Below are 12,796 nucleotides of genomic sequence, written 5' to 3'. Positions count from 1 at the left end.
ATATCCTATATAAATACAATTTATGATGGTGGTAAATTTTCTTTATTAGGAGGAGAGGAAAATGGCAGTAACAATGAAAGAAGCTTACTCGACAATTTTGAATGAAAAGGTTTCAGCGCAAGAAATAGATGAACCTGTAAATAAGCATTTAAAACAAGAATTAGAATGTAGAGTTTGTAGAATACCTGTGGCGCATCGCACAAGACATATGAGAAATGAAGTAGAAATTCCAGCGCTTTTTTACCGAAAAGGCGGCATAAACCACGAGGAATTCTGTTCATACAATACACTCGGTCAGATTAAAGTTATCGCACGTGATTCCGATGATGACATTTTAAAAAGTGTAGAGGATAAAACTTTTTTATTTCGCTTAAATATGATCCATGAGCCTTTAGAAGAATTGAAAAATCAAACTACAAAGCCAAAGAATGATCAAAACAAGGCACTGAATAAAAAAGATAGAACTTATCATTCTAGCGGGAGCTTAAACTCATACTTATCAGCCATGAAAAAGATAATTGAGTTACGGAATATTCTAGAAAAACAAACCGAACTACACTCTATTATTGAAATTGAAATGCATGGAAAAAGAATAAAGTGGAGTGATTTTTATTATGAACCTGACCGTTATATACAATCGTGCAATTACGTCAAACAACTAAAATGGGAAAACAGACATCCCATTTGTATAGAAGGCATTGTAGACAGCGTGCGATATATAGAAATGTCAGGGAAATACGCTATAAACCTTCGTTGGGGAAAAAAAGGAATTAGTAGTAATGGTATAGAGCAAATTCCTTCACCCTCTATTTACTTCGATTCTGAAACACTTTCGCCAGAAGATATAAACCCCGGACAGCATATTGCTGTATGCGCAGTATGTACATATCGAATGACAGGCGGAAAAGTTAGACAATTTATGAATACAAATGCCCATTTATATCACAAAAACCAGCTTGTAATTTTATCTGATTAATAAAAGTTCAAACTATTTTTAATCCTACTATTTTTCATTTCCAACTTTCAAACTCACATTATATGCTATAGAAATATGAGTTTATTTTTTTATGTCACCTGTCATTTTGAATATGGATAAGTTCGCTTTGAGGTATATTACTACCTCTAATAAACTCATTGCAATGTAACATTTACAGTTCTCTCCTTAAATTGGTATCATTTACTTATTAAAAGGGGGAGATTTTTGAGTTTAAATATGTATCTAGGGGAAGTACATACCCAAACACAAAGTATGAATGCTGTATGTACCGCTACCATTCAAGGTATGGAACAAGCTATTCAGTCGATTGATGCTTTTGCAATTGATACTGTTCTACAAGGACAAACATATAGCAGTGCAAAAGCATATTTCTTACAAACCTTTCGTCCGTTAGCACAAGGAATCATTTACTTATGCGAAGAATTAATCCTTCAAAATGATGCCTTTCCAAGAGACTTTCAATCACAGGTAGCTTCTACAGATGTTATCGAACAGGAGATAATAGAACAAATTCGAGAAATCGATCGAATGATAGCAAGTACAGAAGCGCTCAACCAAACTATGTCGATCCCAGGTATGGACGCTATGGTAAATCTTTTTACTGTCATGAGGCAAAAACTGCAAGAAAAATTAGAACATCTATATGAATTTAATTATACTTCTAGTAATAATTATGATACTGCACTCCAACTAGCCGCTAGCATTGCGACAGGTTTGGCGGAAGTACAAAGCGGAAAAGGTTTTAGTCCCGCCAGTGGTACATTTAGTACACAAGGGTTGAATATGGAATGGACGGGTCCTATTCAAGCAATTACAGAAGAAAAAAAACGAAAAGCTGATTATTTAATTAAAGATGGAGAAATGTGCGGTAGGCTAGAAGAAACATCTGCGATTAAAAAAGCGTGGGGCGATAAGGTAGACAGTGTAGTTAAAATGTTCGAAACAGTAAAAAAGATATGGAATGGTACTGTAATCGGAACAGGGAAAGCTGTTGAAGATACAATCAAGTCCATGGAAACTTTAAGTAATATGAATATAAGGAATATGGATATAGAAACTTTTATTAATGTTACATATGCGATTTTACATTTGGATGAAACGGCGAAAAATATGTGGCATACATTTTCAAGTACCGTGAAACGAGATATGATAAATGGAGATGCAGAGAGCCGTACGCAATGGATTACTTATGCATTAACCCAAATAGGTATTGGTCTAATCACCGACAAGGGATTAGGTAGAGCAGGACTTGTTATAAAAGGAGTAAAAGCATCAAGTGGAGCAAGTACATTAACAAAAGGAGTAACACTAATAAAAGAAATGAGGCACGCATCTGAGATTTTACAATCTTTTAAGAAAGATGTTTCTTATCTTTCTCTGGTGGAACTATCATAACCAAGATACCTCAAAGCGAATTGAATCAAGCCTACTATAATTTTGCAAAGACTACGATTTCAAGTGCACAAAAAAGAAATTCTCCAGGAACAGTAACTTCAAGTTTTAATCTTGAACGAAGTTTAGGGACTCAAAAGAAACTAATGTATAATAAAGGTTCAATTGGTGTTATTCCACAAGAAATTCGAAATAAGCTAATTGGAAAAAATTTCAACTCATTTGATGATTTTAGAAAAGAGTTTTGGAAAACAGTTGCTGATTCAGACTATGCGACAGAATTTAACCAAAGAAATATAAACCTTATGAAAGAGGGTAAAGCTCCATTCGCTCCATTATCTGAGAAGTATGGTCAGCACAATCAATATATTTTGCACCATAAACAACCAATTCACCAGGGTGGAGATGTGTACAATCTCGATAACTTAATAATTGTTTCTCCTAAAATGCATCAAAATGTTTTAGATCGTTCATATCATTTCGGTAAAAAAGGTTAATGATTATGAAAGGATGGTTAGTATGACACTCAAAATGACAAAAGAAGAACTTATTGAACTTGTAACAAAGATTTGTAATCCTAAATTACCTGAAGAAGAACTTAATGAATACGTAAACCAATTTAATAATAGCGGTGTACCTCATCCCGCTCCAAGTGATATAATCTTTTGGGATTTTAGGGATTTAACACCGGAAGAAATAGTAGAGATTGCATTGAATTACAAAGAAGAAGAAAACTAAAACATGTAAAGAATAAGCCGCCCCGAAAAAACGAGCGGCTTTCTTCATTATCTAATTCATTTTATACTGTCCTATTTGTTCTAATGTTAGTATTTCTTTTCAATGCTAATACAACATTAGAATTATCATTTCTGAATTTAGCCAGTGTACCTTCTTCTAACACTTAAAAACAATACATTCTACCCCATAACTCATTTTTCTTTGCTATACTTTCTTTTTGTTAACATGATTTTTACAACGTATTTATGTGTACATTCTCTATACCTTCCCTTTTTCTATTTACATTCAACCTTAAAAACCTCTTCATCACCCGAGCATCTGAATAAGATTAAAAAAACTTAATGAACTAGTATCTCTTTAACCGTAGAATTATTAGAATATTCAATTTACAATCCCTTCCTTAAATTGGTATTATTTTCTTGTAAAGGGAGGGAAAGTTACTAGAAGGAAGATATATTTTAGAGATTCCAACATCTAATAAAAAATTCAAAAAAAATAGATGGATATATCAAGCTAGCAAAAGAAAAATATGATATTGATATTAGATTTAGGGAGGAATAATTGATGGCGTATGATTTAGAACCCGAAATTAAAGAGGTACTTGAGAAAATTGATTTTATTCAGAGATATAAAGCATTATCAAAACAATTTCCAGATAGAGAAAACACATTTGAAAACTATGAAAATGAAAAAGCAATTGAAGTATTTGAGTCTCTTGGCTATAAAGCTCGTTTTATGAAAAAGGAAAACTTTTTTATTGTTGGTGAAGTAAAGAACAAGGATTTCTATACTTTCAGATTCAATATCAGCTTAAAATATGGGCTTGTTGAGTTCATTTGGTCTGCAAGGTATAATGGTGAAGTTAGAGTTGGGAATTCATGGGATATGTTTGTAAAAGTATTATCCAATGGTTCTGAAAGATTGCCAGCAGTATGCTTCCACAGTTACGATGAACTCAAAGAAATCATGAAAATTGCCTTTGAAATGTACGAAGATTTCAAGCGAGAATTGATTCCTATCTATTCATAATGTAAAAAGCTACCGAAGACACCAAAACAGTTACTTCGAGTAGCTTTTATTTATATATATTAAAATTATTTATTTTCCTCTTTTTGAACGTATACATAAGCATCTTTCTGCTCTTTATGTACATCCACCTTCGAATTCTCTGCAAGCTGACCCGCATTTAGCAAAGAAAAAATAATGAGCGCTTCTAGTGACATTTTGTTTTACCACTCCTTTCTAGTTGTTATACATTTATCATACCGCTTACATGTGATTTCCGTATGAACTCGAAAAGGAGATTACAACAAAAAGATTACAGGAATATGAATGCACGCTATAATAACCATTAAATAGGAGGTCGATTCATTTTGACAATAAATCAAATGGTTCAATTAGGTAGTGCATGTATGCTGTTTATTACTTCAGCACTTATGAGTTGGTATCAGGGGAGTAATTTAATCGATTATCCTGATGAATGGAAATATAGCGCTAAGTTTACGAATTATTTTAAAGGCACCGTTTCAAGTTACCAAGATATTTATCAAATCGATTTCTTTATATATGCAGCAAAATTTTATCCCGCGGCATTTATCGTTATGCTAATTAGTTTACTTTATATGCTCATATTAATTCTTTATATTCTATTTAAAAGAAAAGATCCGGCGATTTAAATCCATACATAAAAAACCCCGAATCATAGACTTTTCAGCCTACAATTCGGGGTACTATTTGTTTTATATTCGTTTCTGATTAGTAACGAATTAAGAAATATTTCTTTTTACCGCGGCGAATGATTGTGAATTTACCTTCGATGCGGTCGTTTTCTGTTACAACGTAGTCTAATGCTTGTGTACGCTCACCGTTTACGTAGATTGCACCGTTCGTTACATCTTCACGTGCTTGACGTTTTGATGGAGAGATTTTGCTTTCTACAAGTAAGTCGATTAATACTGTATCTTCTGCAGTACGTTCTACAGATGGTACGTCTTTGAAGCCTTGTTCGATTTCGTTTGCAGTAAGTTCTGCTACAGAACCGCTGAATAGTGCAGCTGAAATTTTGATTGCTTGCTCTAACGCTTCTTCGCCGTGAACAAGTTTTGTCATTTCAGAACCTAATGCTTTTTGTGCTGCACGTTTTTCTGGCGCTTCAGCTACTTGCTTCTCAAGCTCAATAATTTCTTCATGAGATAAGAATGTGAAGTATTTTAAGTATTTAACAACGTCGCGGTCATCTGTGTTAATCCAGAATTGGTAGAACTCATAAGGAGTTGTTTTCTCTGGGTCTAACCAAATTGCGCCGCCTTCTGTTTTACCAAATTTCGTACCGTCAGATTTTGTAACAAGTGGAATTGTTAAACCGAATGCTTTCGCATCTTCTTCTGATTTACGGATTAATTCAAGACCAGCTGTAATGTTACCCCATTGGTCACTACCACCAATTTGCAGACGGCAGTTATGTTGTTGGTATAAGTTTAAGAAGTCGTATGATTGTAAAATCATGTAACTAAACTCAGTGAATGAAATACCAGTTTCTAAACGAGATGCTACTGTATCTTTTGCTAACATATAGTTTAAACCGAAGTTTTTACCGATATCGCGTAAGAATGTAATTACATCTAAGTTACCAAGCCAGTCATAGTTGTTAGCCATTGTTGCTGGGTTGTCTACATTTTCAAACTCTAAGAAGTTTGAAAGTTGGTTTTTAATGCTTTCTGTGTAGTAAGCAACTGTATCTTTTGTGTTTAATGTACGTTCTGCTTTTTTACCACTTGGGTCACCGATCATACCAGTACCTCCGCCAACAAGTGCGATTGGTTGGTGACCAGCTAATTGGAAACGACGTAACATTAATACTGGTAACATATGACCGATGTGTAAGCTATCCGCTGTCGGGTCGAAACCACAGTATAATTTAACGCTTTCTTTTTCTAATAATTGCTCAAGTCCCTCAGCATCTGTTTGCTGATTAATTAGACCGCGAAATTCAAGATCTTGTAAAATACCCATATCCTACATACTCTCCTTTAAGTTCATTACTGGCGTGAAGGTTGAAAACATAAAAAAATCGCCCCTTCAAATAAGGGACGATTTTGATTATCGCGTTACCACCCTAGTTGCAGGCAAAAAAAAGCCTACCACCTTATTTACATAACGGCTTAGCACCGTCTTTTCCCTTTTGAATACAATTCAATCGAAAAAAGATGCTCTAGGGGCGTAATTCGCGATCATCTATGTGCTGATTTTCACCGACCATCAGCTCTCTAAAACAGGGAAATGATCACTACTTCTCCCTTTCCACGCTCAATTATTCATATACTTTTCTTTATACCATCATTTATATAGGCGTGTCAAATAGAGGTAGGATTTCTCTCCTTGCCAATCCTTTACAACGTTGCAAAGAGTATCGTAATAAGAGAAAGAATTGGAACCCCAACTAATAACGATACATGAAACACAACGGATAAATCATTTCCAATCGTAGCCTCCACAGGATCCTTCGCCGGAGAACCAAGAAATCCGATTAATCGATCGAAGCGACTTACCGTTTTTGGAAAATCCGGTATTTCTATATGGTCACTATCTAAATGCTGCTGTAATTTATATTCATTTTTAAAGGGATTTTCGTTCAATTTCATCCACCTCCAGCAATTGTTTCAATTTCTTTATCCCGTTATGGAGTCTCGATTTCACGGTTCCAATCGGAATGTTTAATATCTCCGCAATCTCTTTTTGCTGCATGTCATGATAATAAGAAAGAATCAAGACCGCTCGCTGTTCTTCAGGAACTTTCAAAATTGCTTCTCTTACTGTGAGCCGATCTTCGTGAGAAAATTCTTTTTCCTGAATCGGCACTAAAAATGGCAAAAGCGTACGCCACTTTTTTCTTCTATTTAATTTATTAATCATAAGACGATAACCAATTTGAAATAAATACGTTTTTATTTTTCCTTTCTCAAGTTCATACATATGTTTCTTACGCTCTAACGTCAAAAATGTATCTTGCACAAGGTCGATACTTAACTGTTCATCTCGGTTAAAGCGATACAAAAATGTATATAGCGCTGGTTTAATTAAAACATATAGTTTTTCCCCAGCCTCCTTATCCCCACTTTGGTACGCAAGCATGAGCTCCTCCTCAATCCCAATCTGCGCCATTTTTTTTGATCTCCTTTATTCCTTTTAACGTTAATGAAATACGGGAAATTAAATATGCACTTGCGACAATGACCCATGCTTGTGACTGATGCGTAAAAAATTGAACATATGGGTTTTGAATCGTAAATCCACTAAAAACGAAAATATTTAACGCCAGCACACATATACATGCATACACTGCAAGACAGACCGAAATTGTATCAAATACATTCCAACGAAAATATATTTTTGTTTTTGTAAAATCAATTTTATTTCCATTTTTTCGTACAATATACTTCTTATCCAACGGAATAATGATTGAAAAAATAACAATCATTATAATCCCAACTGTAATCATTGAAACTTTAAAGCCAATTGGCATCGGTAATAACAGACCACAAGAAAATACAACGATAATTCCAATTAAAGCAAAAGTAAGAAGTAACTTATTAGACATATAAAAAGCCTCCCTCATCTATTCTTTCATAAATGTATACAGACGAGGAAGGCAATGCGTTCAAATATTATTTTATTTTTTTAATAATTTTTGCAGGATTCCCGCCAACTACTACATTATCAGGCACATCTTTCGTTACAACGGCGCCAGATGCGATAACCGCGTTGTGTCCAATTGTTACACCTGGATTAATAATTGCTCTTCCGCCAATCCATACGTTATCGCCAATTGTAACTGGTTTTCCGTATTCTGATCCGCTTATGCGTTCTACTGGATCAAGCGGGTGCGTTGCTGTATAAATGTGAACACCTGGAGCTAACATACAATTCACTCCAATTGTTACTGGGCATACGTCCAAAATTGTACAGTCAAAGTTCGCGTAAAAATTTTCGCCAACGTGAATGTTATAGCCATAATCACATCTGAAAGAAGATTCAAGATGAATGTTATCTCCAGTCGTTCCGAATAGTTCTTTTACGATTTCGCTACGCTCTTTTAATTGTACTTCTGGTGTTTCATTTAATTTTCTCGTTAATATACGAGCCTGCTCCCTCTCTTGTACTAAAACTGGATCAGCTGGTATGTACATTTCTCCTAATATCATCTTTTCTTTTTCTGTTTTCACTTTACTGCCCCCTTTAACTTATACATAGGAGTTTATAATACCATAAAAAAAGGTCTGAACGTTTCTCGTTCAGACCTTCCTCTCTTAATCTTCCATCGTTGATAAATCGCCTGTTGGTAAATTCAGTTCCCACGCTTTTAATACGCGGCGCATAATTTTACCACTTCTCGTTTTCGGTAATTTGTCTCTAAATTCAATTTGTCTTGGCGCTGCATGAGCTGCTAGGCCTTTCTTTACAAATTGACGAATTTCTTCTTTTAATTCTTCTGATTGCTCGTACCCTGCACGAAGCGCAATAAATGCTTTAATGATTTCGCCGCGCACTGGATCCGGAATACCAATTACACCAGCTTCCGCAACAGCAGCGTGCTCAATTAATTTGCTTTCTACTTCAAACGGACCAACTCGCTCACCTGATGTCATAATTACATCATCAATACGTCCTTGGAACCAGAAGTATCCATCTTCGTCCATGTATGCAGAGTCACCTGATACGTACCAATCTCCTGGCATAAAGTAAGACTCATATTTTTGCTTGTTATTCCAGATTCCGCGCATCATTGCTGGCCACCCTTTACCGATTGCTAAGTTACCCATTGTGTATGGAGGCACTTCATTTCCTTCATTATCAACAATCGCTGCTTTCACGCCTGGAATTGGTTTCCCCATTGAACCTGGACGGATTTCCATACAAGGGTAGTTACAAATAACTTGTCCACCTGTTTCTGTCATCCACCATGTATCATGAATACGAAGTCCAAATGCGTTCATACCCCAGCGAATTACTTCTGGATTTAACGGTTCACCAACACTTAATACGTGACGAACTTGTGATAAATCATATTTTTTAATTGCGTCTTGTCCAGCTCCCATTAACATACGGAACGCTGTCGGTGCACTATACCAAACTGTTACACCGTAATCTTGCAGTGCTTCATACCACGCTTCTGGACTAAAGCGGCCACCTAAAATAACATTTGATGCTCCGACTAACCACGGTGCGAAAATACCGTAAGCCGTTCCCGTTACCCAGCCTGGGTCAGCTGTACACCAATATACATCATCTTCTTTTAAATCTAATACCCATTTCGCTGTTTGATAATGCTGAACCATTGCGTTTTGTGCATGAAGGACACCTTTTGGCTTACCAGTAGAGCCAGATGTGTAATGAAGGATTAAACCATCTTCACGGCCTAACCATTCGATATGTAATTCTTTTGAAGCTTGTTCAAATAAAGGATTGAACGCTACCAGTTTACCGCCCTCTTCTGCATTGTCTCCAACAAGAAAGACTGTTTTTAAAGCTGGTAAATCATTTAATGGTATGCGCTCTAACAATTCAGGCGTTGTAATTAACACCTTTGCTTCGCTATCTTCTAAACGATCGCGAACTGCACCTTCCATAAATGCTTCAAATAGCGGTCCAACAATTGCTCCTAATTTCACTGCACCAAGAAGTGCAAAATATAATTCTGGAGAACGCGGCATAAAAATAAAAACGCGATCGCCTTTTTCAACATCGCCATAATTTTTCAGGACATTTCCTGCTTTATTAGAAAAATCCTTCATTTCCTTAAATGTATATTTCTCTTTTCGCGATCCATCTTGATAATAAAGGGCTACTTTATTTTTACGATCGGATTTCGCATGCTTATCAATTGCTTCATACGCCATATTTACTCGGCCTGTCTCATTCCAAGTAAAATTTTTATTAACCTCTTCCCAGTTAAAATTCGCGTATGCCTCATCATAATTCGGCAAATTATTTTCTCCTTTAATGACAGGAAGCGTTTCTACTTTCATACTTTACATCCCCCTCCTATGTATTCTATTATCTATTATAATGATATTATTTAAAATTTTCAGTATATTTGTTGATTTTTAGACAAATTTTTAATGACAAAATTCGATTCACATCGCATATATTATAAAGTACGATATTAATAGATTCACAAACCCTCAAGGTGGTGAGCAATACATTGATCCATAAAAAAATATATAATGCTAGAAATTTAAAAACGGCGAAAGGAACTTTAATTATTGAAGGTCCTGTCTCTACACATAATCTTGAAATGTATGAATTCCATCCAGATTTAGTTGCGTTTCGTCCTGCCGAGCAGCAATATAAAGCAATTGTCGAAATTTCTAAATTACCAGAAGCTCGTCTCATTATTGCTAGACATGACCAAACGATCGTTGGATATGTTACATACTTATATCCTGATCCGCTCGAGCGATGGTCAGAAGGAAAGATTGAAAACTTAATTGAACTCGGGGCAATCGAAGTTGTCCCAGCCTTTCGCGGGTGCTCTGTCGGAAAAAACTTATTAGAAGTTTCAATGATGGACGACCATATGGAAGATTACATTATATTGACGACCGAATATTATTGGCACTGGGATTTAAAACAAACAGGCTTAAATGTTTGGGAATACCGAAAAGTAATGGAAAAGATGATGAATGCCGGTGGTTTACAATGGATGGCTACAGATGATCCTGAAATTTGTTCACATCCTGCCAACTGTTTAATGGTTCGCATCGGAAAACGCATTGATACGGATTCTATTCAAGCGTTTGATCGTCTACGTTTTCACAATCGTTTTATGTACTAATAAAGGGGGCAACTGGAATGATTGTAGAAGAAATTATGAATCAAAATGTAGTGACACTACATCCAAACGATACAATTGAAACAGCAATCCGAACAATACGTACAAAAGGCATTCGGCACATTCCAATTGTCGATCAAAATAATCACGTTGTAGGCATTATTTCTGATCGGGATGTAAGAGATGCAAGTCCGTCTATTTTAGATGAACAAGTTTCACTCGATATGCTGAAGCAACCGCTCGAACTCATTATGAAACATCCTGTTATGACTTGTCATCCTCTCGATTTCGTTGAGGAAATTGCTACTTTATTTTTTGAAAATAAAATTGGCTGCCTTCCTGTTACAAAGGCTGGAAAGTTAATTGGCATCATTTCTGAATCTACAGTACTGCACACGTTAGTGAAATTAACAGGAGCACATCAACCGAGTTCACAAATTGAAATTCAAGTAAAAAACGAACCTGGTATTCTCGGAAAAGTAGTTGCTATTTTTAGTGATTTACAAATAAATATCGTAAGTGTTCTCGTCTATCCAGCAAAAGATGAGAATGATAAAGTACTCGTTTTCCGCATTCAAACGATGAATCCTCTAAAAGTGATTGATGCACTTGAAGCAGAAGGATACCGCGTCTTATGGCCAAATATTATGGGGATGCAAGCATGAGTAGCGCGTTTATTTATTCGGATGACTTTCGGGGCTATTCGTTTAGCCCTGATCATCCTTTTAACCAACTGCGCGTCACACTTACGTATGATTTATTACAAAAGGGCGGTTTTATCTCTCCCTCCCAAATTATCTCACCACGGATGGCTACAGATGAAGAGATTGCCTACGTTCATACAGAGGAATACATAAATGCGGTCAAACGTGCTGGAGAAGGTAGGTTAGAAACATCAATTGCGATGACATATGGGCTTGGAACAGAAGATACACCGATGTTTCCAAATATGCACGAAGCAAGTGCATTACTCGTTGGCGGTACGTTAACTGCTGTCGATGCTGTTCTTTCCGGGAAAGTAAAACACGCGCTTAATTTAGGCGGTGGCTTACATCACGGCTTCCGTGGCAAGGCATCTGGCTTTTGTATTTATAACGATAGTTCCATCGCAATGAAATATATTCAGAAGAAATATGGTTTACGTGTTTTATATATTGATACAGATGCTCATCACGGTGATGGTGTACAGTGGTCTTTTTACGACGATCCTAACGTATGCACCATTTCACTACATGAAACTGGGCGTTATTTATTCCCTGGAACTGGCGCTGTAAATGAACGCGGACAAGGTAATGGCTATAGTTATTCTTTTAACGTTCCACTCGATGCTTTTACAGAAGACGAATCGTTTTTAGATTCCTATCGAACCGTCGTAAAAGAAGTTGCCGCCTACTTTAAACCAGATATTATTTTAACGCAAAATGGCGCTGACGCACATTATTACGACCCACTTACACACCTTTGCGCAACGATGAATATTTATCGTGAAATACCGAAGCTCGCTCGCGAAATCGCTAACGAATATTGCGAAGGTCGCTGGATTGCTGTCGGCGGCGGTGGCTACGACCACTGGCGCGTCGTCCCAAGAGCTTGGGCACTCATTTGGCTCGAAATGAACAACATCCAAAACATCTCAGGTTATCTCCCTCCAGAATGGATTGACGCTTGGAAAGGACAAGCTGAAACAGAACTTCCCCTCACATGGGAAGATCCAGACAACATGTATAAACCGATCCCCCGTAAACCAGAAATTGAAGAAAAGAATGCATTAACTGTAACGAAATCTCTTGAAATTATTCGGAATAATATGACAAAATCTTTGTACTAAACGAAAAGGA

At 36.3% G+C, this 12,796-nt stretch carries 14 protein-coding genes, 1 pseudogene and 1 other annotated feature; of the genes and pseudogenes, 8 read left to right on the top strand and 7 right to left on the bottom strand.

Annotated elements, in window-relative coordinates:
- Window positions 1–61: 61 nt before the first annotated feature.
- The 4 genes and pseudogenes from KVT31_RS00210 (at window position 62) to KVT31_RS00195 (ending at window position 4,156) form a co-directional block, all read left to right on the top strand.
- Window positions 62–976, top strand: coding sequence for a hypothetical protein (locus KVT31_RS00210; protein WP_088098005.1), 915 nt, complete (start codon window positions 62–64; stop codon window positions 974–976).
- A gap of 225 nt (window positions 977–1,201) precedes the next feature.
- A pseudogene (locus tag KVT31_RS30550) lies at window positions 1,202–2,886 on the top strand (T7SS effector LXG polymorphic toxin).
- Between the two features lie 22 nt (window positions 2,887–2,908).
- Window positions 2,909–3,127: a bacteriocin immunity protein gene (locus KVT31_RS00200; protein WP_000172895.1), complete on the top strand. Its 219-nt coding sequence runs from the start codon at window positions 2,909–2,911 to the stop codon at window positions 3,125–3,127.
- A gap of 564 nt (window positions 3,128–3,691) precedes the next feature.
- Complete coding sequence (locus tag KVT31_RS00195) at window positions 3,692–4,156, top strand: hypothetical protein (RefSeq protein ID WP_087875812.1); 465 nt, start codon at window positions 3,692–3,694, stop codon at window positions 4,154–4,156.
- Between the two features lie 65 nt (window positions 4,157–4,221).
- Here KVT31_RS00195 and KVT31_RS00190 read toward each other — a convergent pair whose 3' ends face one another.
- Window positions 4,222–4,350, bottom strand: a complete 129-nt coding sequence (locus KVT31_RS00190) for a hypothetical protein (RefSeq protein WP_000050944.1) — start codon at window positions 4,348–4,350, stop codon at window positions 4,222–4,224.
- A gap of 150 nt (window positions 4,351–4,500) precedes the next feature.
- Between KVT31_RS00190 and KVT31_RS00185 the strand changes: the two genes are divergently transcribed.
- On the top strand, window positions 4,501–4,803 hold the full coding sequence (locus tag KVT31_RS00185; RefSeq protein WP_088098006.1) for a YjdJ family protein: 303 nt from the start codon (window positions 4,501–4,503) through the stop codon (window positions 4,801–4,803).
- A gap of 79 nt (window positions 4,804–4,882) precedes the next feature.
- Here the strand turns inward: KVT31_RS00185 and tyrS are convergent, their stop codons facing one another.
- The 6 genes from tyrS to acsA form a co-directional block, all read right to left on the bottom strand.
- Entirely contained in the window at window positions 4,883–6,139 is a 1,257-nt protein-coding gene (gene tyrS, locus KVT31_RS00180) for a tyrosine--tRNA ligase (RefSeq protein ID WP_088098007.1), read from the bottom strand.
- Between the two features lie 70 nt (window positions 6,140–6,209).
- Window positions 6,210–6,439 (bottom strand) — a binding site (T-box leader).
- 77 nt (window positions 6,440–6,516) lie between these two features.
- Window positions 6,517–6,762: a hypothetical protein gene (locus tag KVT31_RS00175; RefSeq protein ID WP_088098008.1), complete on the bottom strand. Its 246-nt coding sequence runs from the start codon at window positions 6,760–6,762 to the stop codon at window positions 6,517–6,519.
- Complete coding sequence (locus KVT31_RS00170) at window positions 6,743–7,288, bottom strand: RNA polymerase sigma factor (RefSeq protein WP_088098009.1); 546 nt, start codon at window positions 7,286–7,288, stop codon at window positions 6,743–6,745. The genes KVT31_RS00175 and KVT31_RS00170 overlap by 20 nt, the downstream gene beginning before the upstream one ends.
- Window positions 7,269–7,724: a hypothetical protein gene (locus KVT31_RS00165; RefSeq protein ID WP_000066445.1), complete on the bottom strand. Its 456-nt coding sequence runs from the start codon at window positions 7,722–7,724 to the stop codon at window positions 7,269–7,271. Before KVT31_RS00165 ends, KVT31_RS00170 begins: the two co-directional genes overlap by 20 nt.
- 67 nt (window positions 7,725–7,791) lie before the next feature.
- On the bottom strand, window positions 7,792–8,328 hold the full coding sequence (locus KVT31_RS00160) for a sugar O-acetyltransferase (RefSeq protein ID WP_088098201.1): 537 nt from the start codon (window positions 8,326–8,328) through the stop codon (window positions 7,792–7,794).
- Window positions 8,329–8,433: 105 nt separating this feature from the next.
- Window positions 8,434–10,152 carry an acetate--CoA ligase gene (acsA, locus tag KVT31_RS00155; protein WP_088098010.1) on the bottom strand — a complete coding sequence of 573 codons (1,719 nt, stop codon included), beginning with the start codon at window positions 10,150–10,152 and terminating at the stop codon, window positions 8,434–8,436.
- Window positions 10,153–10,328: 176 nt separating this feature from the next.
- On the opposite strand from acsA, the gene acuA reads away from it, so the two are divergent.
- From acuA to acuC, 3 genes are read left to right on the top strand one after another with little or no spacing between them, the layout of a single operon-like run.
- Window positions 10,329–10,961 carry an acetoin utilization protein acetyltransferase AcuA gene (gene acuA / locus KVT31_RS00150; protein WP_088098011.1) on the top strand — a complete coding sequence of 211 codons (633 nt, stop codon included), beginning with the start codon at window positions 10,329–10,331 and terminating at the stop codon, window positions 10,959–10,961.
- Window positions 10,962–10,978: 17 nt separating this feature from the next.
- Window positions 10,979–11,623: an acetoin utilization AcuB family protein gene (locus tag KVT31_RS00145; RefSeq protein WP_088098012.1), complete on the top strand. Its 645-nt coding sequence runs from the start codon at window positions 10,979–10,981 to the stop codon at window positions 11,621–11,623.
- Window positions 11,620–12,786, top strand: a complete 1,167-nt coding sequence (gene acuC, locus KVT31_RS00140) for an acetoin utilization protein AcuC (RefSeq protein WP_088098013.1) — start codon at window positions 11,620–11,622, stop codon at window positions 12,784–12,786. The genes KVT31_RS00145 and acuC overlap by 4 nt, the downstream gene beginning before the upstream one ends.
- The last annotated feature ends 10 nt before the right edge of the window (window positions 12,787–12,796 follow it).

This window comes from Bacillus sp. GbtcB14 (assembly GCF_019091205.1).
GTDB lineage: Bacteria > Bacillota > Bacilli > Bacillales > Bacillaceae_G > Bacillus_A > Bacillus_A cereus_AG.
This window is presented reverse-complemented; position numbering and strand designations above follow the sequence as displayed.

Bases quoted from the DNA above. Each gene is read 5' to 3' on its own strand.
- KVT31_RS00210 (WP_088098005.1), top strand. From the start codon at position 62: ATGGCAGTAACAATGAAAGAAGCTTACTCGACAATTTTGAATGAAAAG.
- KVT31_RS00200 (WP_000172895.1), top strand. From the start codon at position 2,909: ATGACACTCAAAATGACAAAAGAAGAACTTATTGAACTTGTAACAAAG.
- KVT31_RS00195 (WP_087875812.1), top strand. From the start codon at position 3,692: ATGGCGTATGATTTAGAACCCGAAATTAAAGAGGTACTTGAGAAAATT.
- KVT31_RS00190 (WP_000050944.1), bottom strand. From the start codon at position 4,350: ATGTCACTAGAAGCGCTCATTATTTTTTCTTTGCTAAATGCGGGTCAG.
- tyrS (WP_088098007.1), bottom strand. From the start codon at position 6,139: ATGGGTATTTTACAAGATCTTGAATTTCGCGGTCTAATTAATCAGCAA.
- KVT31_RS00170 (WP_088098009.1), bottom strand. From the start codon at position 7,288: ATGGCGCAGATTGGGATTGAGGAGGAGCTCATGCTTGCGTACCAAAGT.
- KVT31_RS00165 (WP_000066445.1), bottom strand. From the start codon at position 7,724: ATGTCTAATAAGTTACTTCTTACTTTTGCTTTAATTGGAATTATCGTT.
- KVT31_RS00160 (WP_088098201.1), bottom strand. From the start codon at position 8,328: ATGATATTAGGAGAAATGTACATACCAGCTGATCCAGTTTTAGTACAA.
- acsA (WP_088098010.1), bottom strand. From the start codon at position 10,152: ATGAAAGTAGAAACGCTTCCTGTCATTAAAGGAGAAAATAATTTGCCG.
- KVT31_RS00145 (WP_088098012.1), top strand. From the start codon at position 10,979: ATGATTGTAGAAGAAATTATGAATCAAAATGTAGTGACACTACATCCA.
- acuC (WP_088098013.1), top strand. From the start codon at position 11,620: ATGAGTAGCGCGTTTATTTATTCGGATGACTTTCGGGGCTATTCGTTT.